Annotated in this window: 19 protein-coding genes; 12 read left to right on the top strand and 7 right to left on the bottom strand. The window is 55.1% G+C overall.

The annotated features are described in order from the left end of the window. Position 1: 1 nt before the first annotated feature. The 8 genes from phnH to D6C13_RS13535 are packed head-to-tail and all read left to right on the top strand — an operon-like array spanning position 2 to position 6,423. A complete protein-coding gene (gene phnH / locus D6C13_RS13500; RefSeq protein WP_120133249.1) occupies positions 2 to 583 on the top strand; it encodes a phosphonate C-P lyase system protein PhnH in 582 nt (193 codons plus the stop codon). Beyond that, positions 583 to 1,662: a carbon-phosphorus lyase complex subunit gene (locus D6C13_RS13505; RefSeq protein ID WP_120133250.1), complete on the top strand. Its 1,080-nt coding sequence runs from the start codon at positions 583 to 585 to the stop codon at positions 1,660 to 1,662. Before phnH ends, D6C13_RS13505 begins: the two co-directional genes overlap by 1 nt. After that, a complete protein-coding gene (locus tag D6C13_RS13510; protein WP_120133251.1) occupies positions 1,655 to 2,530 on the top strand; it encodes an alpha-D-ribose 1-methylphosphonate 5-phosphate C-P-lyase PhnJ in 876 nt (291 codons plus the stop codon). Before D6C13_RS13505 ends, D6C13_RS13510 begins: the two co-directional genes overlap by 8 nt. After that, positions 2,530 to 3,321: a phosphonate C-P lyase system protein PhnK gene (gene phnK / locus D6C13_RS13515; protein ID WP_120133252.1), complete on the top strand. Its 792-nt coding sequence runs from the start codon at positions 2,530 to 2,532 to the stop codon at positions 3,319 to 3,321. The genes D6C13_RS13510 and phnK overlap by 1 nt, the downstream gene beginning before the upstream one ends. 27 nt (positions 3,322 to 3,348) lie before the next feature. Further along, on the top strand, positions 3,349 to 4,056 hold the full coding sequence (gene phnL, locus D6C13_RS13520) for a phosphonate C-P lyase system protein PhnL (RefSeq protein ID WP_120133253.1): 708 nt from the start codon (positions 3,349 to 3,351) through the stop codon (positions 4,054 to 4,056). After that, a complete protein-coding gene (gene phnM, locus D6C13_RS13525) occupies positions 4,053 to 5,189 on the top strand; it encodes an alpha-D-ribose 1-methylphosphonate 5-triphosphate diphosphatase (protein ID WP_120133254.1) in 1,137 nt (378 codons plus the stop codon). Before phnL ends, phnM begins: the two co-directional genes overlap by 4 nt. Before the next feature lie 11 nt (positions 5,190 to 5,200). Beyond that, on the top strand, positions 5,201 to 5,776 hold the full coding sequence (gene phnN / locus D6C13_RS13530) for a ribose 1,5-bisphosphokinase (protein ID WP_120133255.1): 576 nt from the start codon (positions 5,201 to 5,203) through the stop codon (positions 5,774 to 5,776). An 8-nt stretch (positions 5,777 to 5,784) separates the two neighbouring features. Beyond that, positions 5,785 to 6,423, top strand: coding sequence for a DapH/DapD/GlmU-related protein (locus D6C13_RS13535; protein ID WP_120133256.1), 639 nt, complete (start codon positions 5,785 to 5,787; stop codon positions 6,421 to 6,423). Between the two features lie 100 nt (positions 6,424 to 6,523). On the opposite strand, the gene D6C13_RS13540 is transcribed toward D6C13_RS13535, so the two are convergent. Both D6C13_RS13540 and D6C13_RS13545 read right to left on the bottom strand, forming a co-directional pair. Next, positions 6,524 to 7,165 carry a Rossmann-fold NAD(P)-binding domain-containing protein gene (locus D6C13_RS13540; protein WP_120133289.1) on the bottom strand — a complete coding sequence of 214 codons (642 nt, stop codon included), beginning with the start codon at positions 7,163 to 7,165 and terminating at the stop codon, positions 6,524 to 6,526. Positions 7,166 to 7,340: 175 nt separating this feature from the next. Then, positions 7,341 to 7,775: a YhbP family protein gene (locus D6C13_RS13545; RefSeq protein WP_120133257.1), complete on the bottom strand. Its 435-nt coding sequence runs from the start codon at positions 7,773 to 7,775 to the stop codon at positions 7,341 to 7,343. Positions 7,776 to 7,929: 154 nt separating this feature from the next. On the opposite strand from D6C13_RS13545, the gene D6C13_RS13550 reads away from it, so the two are divergent. Beyond that, positions 7,930 to 8,232, top strand: coding sequence for a GIY-YIG nuclease family protein (locus D6C13_RS13550; protein WP_120133258.1), 303 nt, complete (start codon positions 7,930 to 7,932; stop codon positions 8,230 to 8,232). A 59-nt stretch (positions 8,233 to 8,291) separates the two neighbouring features. On the opposite strand, the gene D6C13_RS13555 is transcribed toward D6C13_RS13550, so the two are convergent. Further along, positions 8,292 to 8,795: a GNAT family N-acetyltransferase gene (locus tag D6C13_RS13555; protein ID WP_120133259.1), complete on the bottom strand. Its 504-nt coding sequence runs from the start codon at positions 8,793 to 8,795 to the stop codon at positions 8,292 to 8,294. Next, positions 8,789 to 9,310, bottom strand: a complete 522-nt coding sequence (ubiT, locus tag D6C13_RS13560) for a ubiquinone anaerobic biosynthesis accessory factor UbiT (RefSeq protein WP_120133260.1) — start codon at positions 9,308 to 9,310, stop codon at positions 8,789 to 8,791. Before ubiT ends, D6C13_RS13555 begins: the two co-directional genes overlap by 7 nt. Before the next feature lie 314 nt (positions 9,311 to 9,624). On the opposite strand from ubiT, the gene ubiU reads away from it, so the two are divergent. Then, a complete protein-coding gene (gene ubiU / locus D6C13_RS13565) occupies positions 9,625 to 10,620 on the top strand; it encodes a ubiquinone anaerobic biosynthesis protein UbiU (RefSeq protein WP_120133261.1) in 996 nt (331 codons plus the stop codon). Between the two features lie 14 nt (positions 10,621 to 10,634). Then, a complete protein-coding gene (locus D6C13_RS13570) occupies positions 10,635 to 11,513 on the top strand; it encodes a U32 family peptidase (protein ID WP_120133262.1) in 879 nt (292 codons plus the stop codon). A gap of 52 nt (positions 11,514 to 11,565) precedes the next feature. On the opposite strand, the gene D6C13_RS13575 is transcribed toward D6C13_RS13570, so the two are convergent. From D6C13_RS13575 to D6C13_RS13585, 3 genes are read right to left on the bottom strand one after another with little or no spacing between them, the layout of a single operon-like run. Then, complete coding sequence (locus D6C13_RS13575) at positions 11,566 to 12,729, bottom strand: ABC transporter permease (RefSeq protein WP_120133263.1); 1,164 nt, start codon at positions 12,727 to 12,729, stop codon at positions 11,566 to 11,568. Beyond that, positions 12,726 to 13,910, bottom strand: a complete 1,185-nt coding sequence (locus D6C13_RS13580) for an ABC transporter permease (protein ID WP_208642894.1) — start codon at positions 13,908 to 13,910, stop codon at positions 12,726 to 12,728. Before D6C13_RS13580 ends, D6C13_RS13575 begins: the two co-directional genes overlap by 4 nt. Further along, on the bottom strand, positions 13,895 to 14,869 hold the full coding sequence (locus D6C13_RS13585; protein WP_120133264.1) for an HlyD family secretion protein: 975 nt from the start codon (positions 14,867 to 14,869) through the stop codon (positions 13,895 to 13,897). Before D6C13_RS13585 ends, D6C13_RS13580 begins: the two co-directional genes overlap by 16 nt. 327 nt (positions 14,870 to 15,196) lie before the next feature. Here D6C13_RS13585 and D6C13_RS13590 point away from each other — a divergent pair, with 327 nt between their 5' ends. Continuing rightward, positions 15,197 to 16,222, top strand: a complete 1,026-nt coding sequence (locus tag D6C13_RS13590; RefSeq protein WP_120133265.1) for a luciferase-like monooxygenase — start codon at positions 15,197 to 15,199, stop codon at positions 16,220 to 16,222. Positions 16,223 to 16,234 lie beyond the last annotated feature (12 nt).

Below are 16,234 nucleotides of genomic sequence, written 5' to 3' on the forward strand. Positions count from 1 at the left end.
CATGTCACTTGTTGCCAGTTTTCAAAATCCGGTTGCTGATGCGCAGTACAGTTTCCGACGTATTCTCAAAGCATTAAGCGAACCCGGCGTCAGTGTGCAGTTGCCTGCCATGCCCGGCTTCGGTGCTTTAGGCTCCGCCAGTGCCTGCGTGCTGCTGACCCTTATCGATCAGGACACGCCGCTGTGGCTGAGCGCCTCGCTCAACGATGAAATCCTGCGCAAGAATCTGCGCTTTCATACCGGCGCGGTGCTGACCGATGACCCATCCGCCGTAAGCTTTGCACTGGCCGATCCGGCACTCGACAGCGCGACTTTGCTGGCGTTTGCGTGCGGTGATGAGATGTCGCCGGAGCTGGCCACCAGTGTGATTGTTCAGCTGGAAAGCCTGACCGGCGGTACGCCGCTGCGTCTGCGCGGGCCGGGCATTGAGAGCAGCCGCATGATTTCCCCGCAGCTGCCTGATTCTGTCCGTGATTATCTGCTTAACCGCCCTCACCGTTTCCCGCTGGGTCTGGACTTTATGTTCACCTGCGGCGAAGAACTGATTGCCGTACCGCGCACCACGCGCGTGGAGGTGTGCTGATGTACGTCGCCGTTAAAGGGGGTGAGAAGGCGATTGCCGCCGCCCATCAGCTGCTGGCGCATGAACGCCGCGGCAATACCGATGTGAATGAACTGGGTTGCGAACAGATTGAACAACAGCTGGGTCTGGCCGTTGACCGTGTGATGAGTGAAGGTGGAATTTACGACCGCGAGCTGGCCGCGCTGGCGATTAAGCAGTCCGGCGGTGACCTGGTGGAGGCCATTTTCCTGCTGCGCGCATACCGCACCACGTTACCGCGTCTGGCGACCAGCGAGCCGCTGAACACCCAGGCAATGCGCCTCGAACGCCGTATCTCCGCCATTTATAAAGATTTACCCGGCGGACAGGTACTCGGCCCGACTTACGATTACACCCATCGTCTGCTGGATTTCGCCCTGCTGGCTGAAGGCGAAGCGCCCTTTACCCCTGTTGCCGATGAACCGCAGCCGGAAGATTGCGGTCATGTGTTTGATTTGCTGACCCATCAGCAGCTGGCCGTTCGTGAAGAAGATGACGGCACCGAGCCGGAAGATATCACCCGTACGCCACCGGTGTTCCCGGCTTCCCGTGCGGCGCGCCTGCAACAACTGGTGCGCGGTGACGAAGGTTTTCTGCTGTCATTGAGTTATTCCACCCAGCGCGGTTACGGGCGTAACCACCCGTTCGCCGGTGAAATTCGTACCGGCTGGCTGACTGTTGAAATCGTGCCGGAAGAACTGGGTTTTGCGATTGATATCGGCGAAATCCTGCTGACCGAATGCGAAATGGTGAACGGTTTTGTCGACCCGCAAGATAAGCCGCCGCACTTTACCCGGGGCTACGGGCTGGTGTTTGGCCGTGCCGAACGCAAGGCGATGTCGATGTCACTTGTCGACCGCGCGCTGCAAACCCGCGAATACAACGAGCAGATCAGCAGTCCGGCGCAGGATGAGGAATTCGTCCTGTCGCATGCCGATAACGTGGAAGCCGCCGGTTTTGTCTCGCATCTCAAACTGCCGCACTACGTCGATTTCCAGGCTGAACTGGAGTTGCTCAAACGCCTGCGCTCCGCGAAAGAACAGGATCTTACCCATGAATAATAATGCTGCCCAAACCCTGTCGGGTTACAACCACGGTTATCTCGACGAGCAGACCAAACGCATGATCCGCCGCGGGATCCTCAAAGCCGTGGCGATCCCCGGTTATCAGGTTCCTTTCGCCGGCCGTGAAATGCCGATGCCATACGGCTGGGGCACCGGCGGCATTCAGCTGACCGCCAGCGTGATCGGTGAAAAAGACGTGCTGAAAGTGATCGACCAGGGCGCGGATGACACCACCAATGCCGTGTCGATCCGCAAATTCTTCCAGAGCGTAGCGGGTGTGAAAACCACCGAGAAAACCGTGGAAGCCAGCCTGATCCAGACCCGTCACCGCATTCCGGAAACACCGTTGCAGGAAGATCAGATCCTTATTTTTCAGGTGCCGATCCCGGAGCCGCTGCGCTTTATCGAACCGCGTGAAACCGAGACCCGCAAAATGCACGCGCTGGAAGAATACGGCGTGATGCAGGTGAAACTTTACGAGGACATCGCCCGCTTCGGCCATATCGCCACCACCTACGCCTATCCGGTAAAAGTGAATGACCGCTACGTGATGGATCCGTCGCCGATCCCGAAATTTGATAACCCGAAAATGAACATGATGCCTGCATTGCAGCTGTTCGGTGCCGGACGTGAAAAACGTATTTACGCCCTGCCGCCGTTCACCAAAATCGAAAGTCTGGATTTCGACGATCACCCGTTCACCGTCCAGCAATGGGATGAACCCTGCGCGATCTGCGGCTCGCACCACAGCTATCTCGACGAAGTGGTGCTCGACGATCAGGGCAACCGCATGTTCGTGTGCTCCGACACCGATTTTTGTGCTCAGCAGGTTGAGCAACAGGCTTCCAATGAGGTTAACCGCTGATGACCACTCCCTTAAATCTCGCCGCCGAACCGCTGCTGTCGGTGAATAATCTGACCCATCTGTACGCGCCGGGCAAAGGCTTTAGCGATGTGTCGTTCAACCTGTATCCGGGCGAAGTGCTGGGTATCGTCGGGGAATCCGGCTCGGGTAAAACTACGCTGTTACAGTCGATCTCAGCCCGTCTCGCTCCGCAGGAAGGTCAGGTCATCTACAACAATGGCCAGTCACCGGCGCAGTCGCTGTATGACATGGCAGAAAGTGACCGTCGTCGTCTGCTGCGTACCGACTGGGGCGTGGTGCACCAGCATCCGATGGACGGTCTGCGCCGCCAGGTTTCAGCGGGTGGCAATATCGGCGAACGCCTGATGGCGGTCGGTGAGCGGCATTACGGCGATATCCGTCAGAAAGCCAGTCAGTGGCTGGAAGATGTTGAAATCCCGGTTTCGCGCATTGATGACCTGCCGACGACGTTTTCAGGTGGTATGCAGCAGCGTCTGCAAATCGCCCGCAATCTGGTGACACATCCGCGTCTGGTGTTTATGGATGAACCGACCGGCGGTCTCGACGTTTCGGTTCAGGCACGTCTGCTGGATTTGCTGCGCACGCTGGTGGTGGAAATGCAGCTGGCGGTGGTGATTGTCACCCATGATCTGGGTGTCGCCCGCCTGCTCGCGCACCGTCTGCTGGTGATGAAGCAGGGTCATGTCGTGGAGAGTGGTTTAACCGACCGCGTGCTCGACGATCCGCATCATCCTTATACACAGCTGCTCGTTTCTTCCGTGCTGTCCTAACCTAATTTCAGAGAAAGAGTGACCAAAATGACGACGAAGCTCAGGGTCGAAAATCTCAGTAAAACTTTTGTTCTGCATAACCAGAACAGCGCCAGATTACCGGTTTTCAGTCATGCCAGCCTGACGGTGGATGCCGGGGAATGCGTGGTGCTGCACGGCCATTCCGGTAGCGGGAAATCCACCCTGCTGCGCTCTTTGTACGGCAACTATCTGCCGGACAGCGGCAAAATTTGGGTCGAACATCAGGGCCAGCATATTGATATGGTCAGCGCCGAAGCGCGTGACCTTCTGGCCGTTCGCCGCCATACGGTCGGCTGGGTCAGCCAGTTTCTGCGCGTTATTCCGCGCATCAGTGCGCTGAATCTGGTGATGCAACCGCTGCTGGAACTGGGTGTTGATAAAGTCCAAAGCGAAGCCCGCGCCAGCGCTTTGCTGCGCCATCTGAATGTGCCGGAACGCCTGTGGCATCTTGCGCCGTCGACGTTTTCCGGCGGCGAGCAGCAGCGCGTGAATATCGCGCGCGGTTTCGTGGTCGATTATCCGGTGTTGTTGCTCGACGAACCGACCGCCTCGCTGGACGCCACCAACCGTGCCGCCGTCGTCACGCTGATTGAGCAGGCCAAGGCCCGCGGTGCGGCGGTGGTCGGAATTTTCCATGATGAAGATGTGCGCGAACGCGTTGCTGACAGGTTGTATGAAATGAGCCCGGAAACGGCTCCGGAGATGTCCGTATGATCATAAATAACGTCAGACTGGTGCTCGACGATCAGGTGGTTGAAGGGTCGCTTGAGATGCAAAACGGCGTGATCAGCGCCTTTGCTGACAGCCGTAGTCAGTTGCCTCAGGCGCTGGATGCTCAGGGCGGCTGGCTGCTGCCGGGATTCATCGAACTGCATACGGATAATCTGGATAAGTTTTTCACCCCGCGGCCAAAAGTCGACTGGCCTGCGCACTCCGCGATGAGCAGCCACGATGCGCTGATGGTCGCCAGCGGGATCACTACCGTGCTGGATGCTGTCGCCGTCGGTGACGTACGCGACGGCGGGCATCGTCTGGATAATCTGCAAAAGATGATCGACGCGATTGTGCACAGTCAGAACGCAGGGCTGAACCGTGCCGAACACCGTCTGCACCTGCGCTGCGAACTGCCGCACGAGACCACACTGCCTCTGTTTGAGAAGCTGATGGATACATCAGTATTGTCACTGGTTTCGCTGATGGACCATTCGCCGGGTCAGCGCCAGTTCGCCACGCCGCAGAAGTACCGTGAGTATTATCAGGGCAAATACCACATGAACGATGAGCAGATGGACGATTTTCAGGAAGAACAAATCGCCCTCTCCCGTCGCTGGGCACAGCCAAACCGTGAAGCGATTGCCGCACACTGCCGCGAGCGCAATATTTCGTTGGCCAGCCATGACGATGCTACGGCAGCACACGTCGAAGAATCACTGGCACTCGGCAGCGTGATCGCCGAATTCCCGACAACAGAAGAAGCCGCCCGCGCCTCGCACACCCGCGGTTTGCAGGTGCTGATGGGCGCGCCGAATATCGTGCGCGGCGGTTCGCATTCCGGCAACGTGGCGGCGCACCATCTGGCCTCGCTCGGTCTGTTGGATATTTTGTCCTCTGACTATTATCCGGCCAGCCTGCTCGATGCGGTTTTCCGTATTGCCAACGATGAAAGTAATGCCTTCAGCCTGCCGCAGGCGGTGAAGCTGGTGACGCGGAATCCGGCTAACGCACTGGGCCTGAAAGATCGCGGTGAAATTGCCGAAGGTAAACGCGCGGATCTGGTTCTGGCACGCGCACATGGCGATCACTACTTTGTGCAAAACGTCTGGCGCCAGGGCATTCAGGTGTTCTGAGGGGAGAAAGGATGAGTCGTTTACTCTATCTGATGGGCGCTTCGGGTTCAGGCAAAGACAGTCTTCTGGACGCATTGCGCCAGCATTTACCTGCCGATGTCGCCGTGGCGCACCGTTATATTACACGCCCTGCGGATGCCGGTTCCGAAAATCATATCGCGCTGAGTGAAGCCGAATTTATTCAGCGCCGCCAGCACGGTTTATTCGCCATGGACTGGCACGCGCACCAGTGCCGGTACGCCGTAGGTATTGAGATAGACACCTGGATGCAGTTCGGTTGTCACGTGGTGGTGAACGGCTCGCGCGCGCATCTGGAAAAAGCCCGGCAGCGTTATGGTCAGCGGCTGGTACCGGTCTGTTTACAGGTTTCAGAAACGGTGCTGACTGAGCGACTGACGCGGCGCGGACGTGAAGATGCAGCGCAAATCGCCTGCCGTCTTCAGCGCGCCAGAGAGTATGAAGGTGCGTTACCCGCAGCCTGTCACCGGCTGAATAATGACGGTGCGTTGCACGAGACTTTACAGCATCTGCTGGCCATTCTTGCATTGCCTGTCAGTGCGTTTATTTATCCCGTCACTTCATCATGAGCGATTTTATGACAGACATCATTCACCCGTTTTCGCTGGCTGACGAACAGGATTATTCACGGCCAAAAATCGGTCAGCAGGTCGAGCTGAACCGGTCAACGCTGGGTCAGTACGTACATATTGCTGACAACGCGATCATCGAAGAATCGCAGATCGGCGATTACTCTTACACCGCCGGAAATAATCAGATCTTCTACGCTACCATCGGGAAATTTGTTTCGATCGCGACTTATGTGCGGATCAATCCCGGCAACCATCCGACTTATCAGCGCGTGGCCCAGCACCATTTCACCTACCGCAGTTCTGTCTATGGTTTAGGGGAAGACGATCAGGAATTTTTCGACTGGCGGCGCGAGCATCATGTCACCGTCGGCAACGATGTCTGGATCGGCCATAACGCGGTGCTGATGCCGGGCGTGAAAGTCGGTAATGGCGCGGTGATCGGCACGGCTGCCGTGGTCACCAAAGATGTAGAGCCTTATTCGATCGTCGCGGGCGTGGCCGCAAAAAAGATCCGTATGCGCTTTGATGACAATATGATCGGGCGGATCGAGAAAAGTCAGTGGTGGAACTGGGATCATGAAACGCTGAAGGAAAGGATGCCGGACTTCAGAGATATCTCCGTTTTTGCAGAAAAGTATCTGTAAGGATCGGGTCTGCGTAGGGAGGGATGAGCTGAAAGGACGAAAATTCGCGTTTTTTGCCTGATACCTTATCACAAGGATCCGGTTCAGCGGATCACGCGAATTAAAGATCTTCGATACTGGCGGCAATCTCATTGGATTCCAGCACCGTGATGCCGCCTAATCCGGCATTAAATGCCTGCTCCTGCAACGCTTTCGCCACCACATCCGAATCAATCGCTTTCCATTTCCCCGGCAGCATTTTAAACAGCGGCGCACTGAGTTGTTCCAGCAGGCGCGGCGGATGACGCTTCCCGACCAGCAATGAAGGACGGACTAATGTCAGCAACGGCCATCCCTGTTGCATCAGCGCCAGTTCCATTTCGCCCTTGGTCCGGTTATAGAGAAAACGCGAGCGCGCATCGGCGCCGTTAGCACTGACGGCCAGACAATGACGTGCGCCGAGTTCGCGTGCCGCCTTGGCACAATCCACCACCAGGTCGTAATCCACCGCCCGGAAGACCTGCGCGCTACCCGCCTGTTTTCGCGTAGTGCCCAGGCAGCAGAACAGTAAATCTATTGGCTCATCGAGTGCGACCACCAGTGACGTGAGATTGTCGCCAAGCGGATTAAACAGTTTATTCCCGGGCAGCAATGGTCGACGGCTGGGCGCCACGATACGGCTGACACGCGGATCAAGTTGCAGCAGGCGTAAGAGCTCGCGCCCGATCAGGCCACTTCCGCCCAGAAGAAGAACTTTTGCCATATCACTTCCTTTTAAAAAACGGCTTTCGCACAGCGGTTCTGAAACATGGGTTTTAAAAACATGGATTTCTGAAAACATGGCTTTCTGAAACCAGAGTCATGAACAGATATTTGAAGTGTTACCTGAATGTAAATATCACGCTATAAGACAGTTCCTGTTACTGGCGATTGTCGGATTATCTTCTTTCCCATAACAGTTTTTTCCCGAAACCGAGAGTGTTATCAGTCATTTTGATGTCAGTGAGTTTCAGCGCCCAGACCGGCGCTTTCATGGCGATGGCGACCGGGAAATGTTTGCAGTACAGATGCCGCGCCTGCGCCTCTTCTTCACCGCTAAGCACGGTGGCTTCGCCGCGATACTGAATGCCTTTGATCAGCGCGATGGTTTTCGGATGAGGAGCAATCGTGCCGACAATGTGGGGGGATTTCGCCATCAGCGTACCGTGCAGCGTTTTCATTTCGGTCATGAAATACAGCGTCATGCTTTGTGCATCCGTGACGTAAAAACAGTTAGCGCTCCACATCTCGCCGTCAGCAACGGCACACAGCGCCAGCACATGGTGTTTATTGAGAAACTTCAGAATATGTTTCAGGTCATCAGGGTTATTCATCACAGGTGCCTTATTTTCGTTTGTGCCAGTTTACCGCTCCATGTCAACGTTTTGCCTCACTCTGTTATGCCTTTTAGGTAAACATTGTGCCTTTTAGGTAAACAATGTGCCTTTCGGGTAAACTGACACAAAATTTTCCTGATACCCAGAGCTTATGTCCGCCACATCCAACTGGTTTTTATACATGCTGAGAACCCCGACCGGGATGCTTTACACCGGCATCACCACCGATGTGGGGCGACGTCTCGGGCAGCATCAGACCGGGAAAGGGGCTAAATCGCTGCGGGGGAAAGGCGAGCTGACGCTGGCATTTCACTGCCCGGCGGGCGACCGTTCTCTGGCGTCAAAGCTGGAAATTAAGGTCAAAAAACTGAGCAAAGCGCAGAAAGAGTTGCTGGTGAAACAAGCACCTGAATGCCTGGAAAGTTATCTGGATTTACCCGAAAGCGGAAAGTAAAAAGGCCGGGAAACCGGCCTTTGTTGTATCTGAATAAGAGTCGTTGTTTCTGAGTAAAATCAGAAACGATTAAACGCTGCCGGGAAAACCACTTCTCCGCTGGCATTTTTCAGTGCGTCATCGGACAAGGTGAACAGCTGGAAGGCAGCTTCCGTTCCCGGCCAGCGGCAATGCAGGTCATGAGCAGCGGCGGGTTTGAAGCCGAAACGGCTGTAGTAGGCCGGGTCGCCTAATACCACAACGGCGGCATAGCTGAATTCATTCAGGGAATCTAACCCTTCATACACCAGTTTTTGGCCTATCCCCTGGCAGCGCAGTGATTCTTCCACTGCCAGCGGTACCAGCCCGACCCAGTTGCGGTCTTCGCCCTGAATATCAACCGGACAGAAGGCGACGTAACCCACCACACCACCTTCATCGTCAGTGGCGACAACGCCCAGTGTCAGCAGGCCGTCTTCGCGCAGTTCCTGCACCAGATCGGCTTCTGCACCTGTCGGGAATGAGGCGCGTAACAAACGGTCAATGCCCGCGGCATCTACCGGGATTTCAGTACGAATTAACATGGTTCAGCTACCGGAGCTTGTGGCTCACGGTCCTCTTGCAGACCCGCTTCGACAAAATCGGCCAGGCGCAACAGGCCATTTTTTAGCAGCAGCGGCATAGTATCGAGATCGATAGAATCCATCAGATTCTTCACATACAAGCCCAGTTCAGTATCACCTTCAATACGCAGACGGCGCTGGAAGAATAACGTGTCGGGATCTTCTTTGCGGGCCGCGATCAAAATCAGATCGTTTGCATTCCCGCTGAAGCTGACATCCGCTTCGCCACGATCGGCGATCACCAGTTTGCCCTCTTCCACCGACATCAGCCAGGTCAGGTTGAGATCGCTGACGTCAATTTTCAACCAGCGGCCTTCGAGGAAATCCAGCTCTCCGTCGGCCAGCGCCTGACGAAGCTGCCAGCTCAGCACCTGTTGCAAAACCTGCCGTTGCAACGCAAAAGGCGTGAATTTCAAAGGCACACTTAACAGGGATGGCCCCTGACGGACCATACGTGCACGTAGTTTTTGCAACACTGGCACTACTCCTTTCGGTAACTTGTCGGCAAGTTTTAAGGCTGTTATCACGCCTATTTTGACACATTGCCGGGAATGTTCAGCGGTCTACATCAATAAATACTGCAACAGAAAAACATCACGTACAACCTCCCTGGGCGTTGTACGCCTTCCAACACCTAAGAAACTGCCTCAAATCAAAATATTGCATCCATAGCTTCTCTAAAATAGTTCGCCAATCAAAGCCCTGACTGATGAATGAATGACGTCGGCAACTGGCTTTTCATCACCCACCAACCTCAGCTCTGGCTGGCCGGTTGCAGTAAGGAACGAGAATGGAGCTACTTTGCCCGGCAGGAAATTTACCTGCGTTGAAAGCGGCGATCGATAATGGCGCCGACGCGGTGTATATCGGCCTGAAAGATGACACCAATGCGCGCCATTTCGCCGGTCTGAATTTCACGGAAAAAAAATTGCAGGAGGCGGCGGATTACGTCCATCGTCATCGCCGTAAACTGCATATCGCCATCAATACGTTTGCGCATCCTGACGGCTATCAGCGCTGGGAGCGCGCGGTAGATATGGCCGCTCAGCTTGGCGCGGATGCGCTGATCCTGGCCGATATCGCGATGCTCGATTACGCCGCGAACAAATATCCTCACGTTGAGCGCCATGTGTCGGTGCAGGCATCGGCCACCAACGACGAAGCAATCCGTTTCTATAAACGTAACTTTGATGTTGCCCGCGTTGTTTTGCCGCGCGTGCTTTCGATGCATCAGGTGCGCCAGCTTTCCCGCACAACGGTCGTACCTCTGGAAGTGTTTGCCTTTGGCAGTCTGTGCATCATGGCCGAAGGCCGCTGTTATCTTTCTTCCTATCTGACCGGTGAATCGCCAAATACCGTCGGTGCCTGCTCACCGGCGCGGTTCGTGCGCTGGCAGCAGACGGCTCAGGGCATGGAATCACGTCTCAACGATGTGCTGATTGACCGTTATGACGAAGGTGAAAACGCCGGTTATCCGACGTTGTGCAAAGGGCGTTATCTGGTGGATGGCGCGAAATATCATGCGCTGGAAGAACCGACCAGTCTGAATACGCTGGAGTTATTGCCGGAGTTATTCGCCGCCAATATTGCCTCGGTAAAAATCGAAGGACGTCAGCGCAGCCCGGCCTATGTCAGTCAGGTCGCCCGCGTATGGCGTGCGGCAATCGACCGCTGTATAGCGGATCCGCAAAACTTCAAAACCGACGACGCCTGGATGAAAACGCTGGGTTCCATGTCTGAAGGTACCCAAACCACGCTCGGTGCCTATCACCGCAAGTGGCAGTAATCGAAGAGACGATGATGAAATATTCTTTAGGGGCCATTCTTTATTACTGGCCGAAAGCGCAGGTTGAAGATTTTTATCAGACCGCTGCGACCAGCAGTGCGGATATCATTTATCTCGGTGAAAATGTCTGTACCAAGCGCCGTGAGATGAAAGTGAATGACTGGATGGAGGTCGCACGCCAGCTGGCCGCATCCGGTAAGCAGGTGGTGATTTCCACGCTGGCTTTGTTGCAGGCACCCTCTGAACTCAACGAACTCAAACGCTATGTGGACAACGGCGAGTTTCTGCTGGAAGCCAACGATTTTGGCGCCGTGAACATGGCGGCAGAACGCCATCTGCCGTTTGTGGTCGGCCATGCGCTGAACTGCTACAACGCCGTGACGCTGAAACTGTTGCAAAAACAAGGCATGGTGCGCTGGTGTATGCCGGTCGAGCTTTCCCGTGACTGGCTGGTGAATCTGCTGAACCAGTGCGATGAGCTGGGCATCCGCGATAAATTTGAAGTGGAAGTGCTGTCTTACGGCCACTTACCGCTGGCCTATTCGGCGCGCTGTTTCACAGCACGCTCTGAAAATCGCGCGAAAGACGAATGCGAAACCTGCTGCATCAGTTATCCGCAGGGCCGAAAAATGTTATCGCAGGAAAATCAGCAGGTGTTTGTGCTCAACGGCATTCAGACGCAGAGCGGCTACTGCTATAACCTCGGCAATGAACTGGTATCGATGCAGGGATTAGTGGATATCGTGCGCCTGTCGCCGGAAACGCAGGATACTCTCACCACGCTGGAAGCGTTTCGCAACAATGAACGCGGTTTGCTGCCACTGACACTCACCGATAAAGCTGACTGTAACGGCTACTGGCAGCGCGTCGCCGGGCTGGAACTGCGGCCCTGAGAGAATGTCGCAGTAAAAAGGGAGATGACGTTGCGGTCATCTCCTTTTTTTATCAGGAATTTCGCGGTTTCGGCCTGAACATCGCACGAAGCCGGACGCCATCGCGCAACATGCCCACGACAATGCCGATGAAGGTGTAAAACACGCACAGAATAAGCAGCATCAGAATATCGCCGCCCACGTCTTTAAACGGCAGCCCCATCTGATTGACCCCGGCAATGGCTTTCGTCGCCCAGGTTGAGGGCAGCATAGACGAAACGCCCCTGACCCAGGCGGGCATCGCCTGCAGCGGCCAGATAGTACCGGAAATATAGAAGACCGGCGTGGTGATAAAGGCCAGCGTAAGGTAAATCAGCTCGACGCTGCGCAGACATTCCGTCACCAGTTTCCCCAGCCCCAGCACCGCCAGCAGGAACGGGAATGTCAGCAACAGGATTTCAGGAATGCTGGCCGTTTGCCGGTAACCCAGTATCCACGGCCACAGCACAAACAAGACGATCGACAGAAACAGCCAGACCGGGATCAGCGCCGAAATTCCGCCCAGAAACGCCGGGATCGCCGGTTTTCCTGAAGGCCCGCTGTTGAGCACAATGCTGACCCGCACGCTGGCGATCAGTAATGAGTGCTGTAATAACATCACCAGCAAACCGGGGAAAATAATCGCCGCAAAGCTGATGCCGGGGTTAAAGACATCCAGCGACTGCCCGATGATGGGCGAGAGCACGACGCTGGCCTGCCGTTGGCTGAAGCCGCTGCTGAGCAGTAAATCCGTGTTGTACTGCGTGAGGATCGCCTGATATGCCGCGAGCACATCCTGCTGGATCTGCCCGTTCGCCAGCCGGTTAGTGGCATCGCCATAAACCGGGATCACGATGTTTTGCCCGGCGAGGATCTTCTTCTCAAGATCGACCGGCATGATGATCACCGCGAATAACTTACGCAGCGCCAGATCGTGTTCCGCCTGCGCAAGGCTTTCGTAGGCCACCGTCGCCACTTTGGAGGTGGCATCCAGCTGGCGGGTCAGCATCCGGCTGGCAGAGCTGTGATCCTGATCGACCACCGCCACCGGCAAATCCCATACCGTGCGGTTTGCATAGACCATGCTCATCACGCACAGCGAAAGTAGCAACATCATCCACATCGGCTTATCGAGTAAACCGGTCAGCACTTTGCGAAATGTTCCCCACCAGGTTTTAAACCATTCACGACGGGTCATTGGCCTGACTCCTGTCGTTTCAACCGCATATACAGACGCTTGCGCACCAGCAAACCGGTCAGCAACGGATAAATAAGCAGGATGCAGCACACCATCAGAATGCCGCGCACCGAGACTTCACGCAGGAAGACGTCAAACATTGCGGCCAGTGCATAACTGAGTGGCTCGATGCCGGAAATAATGCGCGCAGGCAGGGGCATCGACAGCACCGGCACCGCCATTCCGGAGAAAGTCAGCGCGATACTGACAAAAATCCCCATCATGGTGTAAGCGGTAATAGTGGTTTTTGTGAAGGTGAAAAGTAGCAGCCCGAGGCTTTGCGCGGCGATCACATAGAAGAAACCAATCACCATCATATACAAAGGATTACCGCTGACGCGGGCGTCGAAAAATCCAACCAGCATCGCGATTTCCACCATCAGCAACGTGGTGAAACACAACGTGTACGGGGCTAATTTACCGAGCAATGCCAGGGTAAATGACGGCGCACTGAGCAACGCCTGGCTGCGCGCCATCACGTAGATCATGCAGGTCACGGTGAACAGTTGCAGCAGATGAATGGTCGCCGCAAATTGCTGGTAATAAATGTAACTGCCGCTGGCGTTAAACAGGCTGCCATACGATAAATCCACACTGGCCAGCGACGGCAGAGTTTTGCCAATTTCGGTCGCAATTATCGAGCGGTAACGGGTATTGAGTTCGGTGATCAGCCCGCTGAAATCCTGCGTCGAATACAGACCGGCACCGTAGAATAACGCGTTGTAATACAGCACCACACTGGGCTGCTTTCCAGCGAGAACATCGGCTTCGAAATCATTGGGGATATACAATAGCGCATAATCCTGCGCGGTACGCAGGCGATATTCCGCTTCGGGTAAACCGCCGTCGAAAGCCTGCACATGAGCATGTGAACCGGCGTCCAGTTTGCGGGTCAACGTTTTGGATAATGAGCTGTGATCGTTATCGACCACTGACACCGGTAAATCCAGCAATGTGCCTTCGGAAAAGTTGCTGCTGATCAGGCCAAACAACAACAAAGGAAAAATCCAGCACAGCCAGTGAATCACCGGTTTACGAAAGGCGTGATTCACTTCACGGGTAAAAGCACGGCTGAAACACCGCCATGCGGCTTTTGCCCTTTCACTGTGTGGCGCTTTGACCGGTTTCAATTCGCTTTCCATTGCCATAATGCACTCATACCCTGACGCAATCCGGGCACCGGTTTCGCAGGGTAAAGGCGCACTTCAAAAGTTTTTAAATCGAAATCACCGGTCGCACGCGTGGCGCGTTTGGTCGCATAGTCACCGAGCGGCGCGATGTAGCGCACTTCGGCTTCGATCATCTGGTTGTTCAGCGCAGGAACGCGCATCTGCACTTTGTCGCCTTTGCGAACACCGGCCAGAATATCTTCCCGCAGGTTAAAGACGAAATAAGCATCAGGCAGGCGGACCAACGTCAGCAGCGGACTTGACGCACTTTCCAGCTCACCGACTTCCACCGGGATCGGCCCCACTTCACCATCGACCGGCGCTTTGACCTGTAAGTCATCGGTCTGTGCTTTGATTTCCAGTAGGTCTTCTTCTGTCTGACGAAGCTGCGCGGCGTAGCTTTCGCGCTGTTCGACGCGATCGCCGTTCATGCCTTCATCAAGATTGGCTTTGGCGACGAGAACTTGTGCATATGCGCTGTCGCGGGCACGGCGGGAATCCTCTAAATCAGACGCTGAAATAAACCCTTTCGCCGCCACTTTGGCGTTGCGGTTGTAGAGGTCGCGGGCGTTGACATATTCCGCCTGAGATTGCGCCAGGGTGGCTTTGAGGTTGCGAATACTTTCTTCGCGGGTACCGTTAACAGAGAGATCAAGCTGGGCTTTTGCCTGATCGCGGGCGGCTTCGGCGGCACGCAACTGTGCCATCATTTCCGGGCTGTCGAGGGTTATCAGCAGTTGCCCGGCTTTCACATCGTCGCCGCGTTCAACGTGACGTTCAATCACGCGGCCTTTGGATTTCGATGCCACAATCACTTCCGGCGCATCGACTTCACCCTGTAACAGCAAATCCTGATTGTGCGCACGAAACAGCACCGCCAGAGAAACTGCCACTGCAACCAGCAGCAGGGTCAATAATATTCGTTTACTCATCGGTGCTTCATCCTTTTTGTTTGCCTGTATTTATCATCGGCTTTGGTTCTCCTTTCCATAATTGTCCATTCCCGCCAACGCCCGTTCTGAACGGCGTGAGTGCGCTTCAGTCAAATCATAGCGGGATGAACAAAGACTGTTTAACACAAAGCAACATATTCACTGAAACTATAATTTAAGTTATTTGAATTGATTTTAAGGATGATTTAACGGCAATTAAGGGCACAAATGCCGTATTCAATCAGTACTTATTGGGTAATACTCGTTCTAATTATGAGCGGAGTGAATGCGTTCTCCCCTCTTTCCTTTGATGAGTGAGCCGTGATTATGTCTGAGAAAAACACCGTTCCCCTTTCCGTGCTCGATCTGGCGCCGGTGCCACAGGGTGCCGATCCGGCCCGGGCATTCCAGTGTTCCCTTGAACTGGCACAACACGCCGAGAAGTGGGGCTATCAGCGTTACTGGATGGCAGAGCATCACAATATGACCGGTATCGCCAGCGCAGCGACTTCTGTGCTGCTGGGTTATATCGCCGGCGGGACGAAAACCATCCGCGTGGGCTCCGGCGGCGTCATGCTGCCAAACCATTCGCCGCTGGTGATTGCCGAACAGTTCGGCACGCTCGCTACGCTGTATCCAGACCGCGTAGATTTGGGTCTGGGACGCGCGCCGGGTACGGATCAGCGCACCATGATCGCGCTGCGCCGCCATCTTTCCGGTGAAGTCGATAATTTCCCGCAGGACGTGCAGGAATTGCAGATGTATTTCGGTGACGTTCAGCCGCAGCAGGCGGTTCAGGCCGTACCGGGACAAGGTTTGCATGTGCCAATCTGGTTACTGGGCTCAAGCCTGTACAGCGCTCAGCTGGCGGCGGCTCTGGGTCTGCCATTTGCCTTTGCCTCGCATTTTGCGCCGGACATGTTGTATCAGGCACTGGCGATTTACCGCAGCAAATTCCAGCCTTCTGCACAGCTCGAAAAACCGCACGCGATGGTCTGCATTAACGCGATTGCCGCTGATACCGATGAAGAAGCGCGCCGGATGTTTACCTCCAATCAGCAACAGTTCATTAATCTGCGCCGCGGAATGCCGGGTAAACTCCCTGCGCCGGTCGATAACATCGAAAGCCTGTGGTCAGCTCAGGAACGCTTTGGCGTGGATAATGCGCTGCGCATGTCGGTGGTCGGCAATAAAGAAACGGTGCGTCAGGGTCTGCAAAATATTCTGCGTGAGACCGAAGCTGATGAACTGATGATCAACGGGCAGATTTTTGATCACCAGGCTCGCCTGCATTCATTCGAAATTGTCTCTCAGCTGCAGGATGAACTGGTTAAAGAGCCGCGCATCAGCTGAACCAGCTCACCA

The organism is Rahnella woolbedingensis, from assembly GCF_003602095.1.
GTDB lineage: Bacteria > Pseudomonadota > Gammaproteobacteria > Enterobacterales > Enterobacteriaceae > Rahnella > Rahnella woolbedingensis.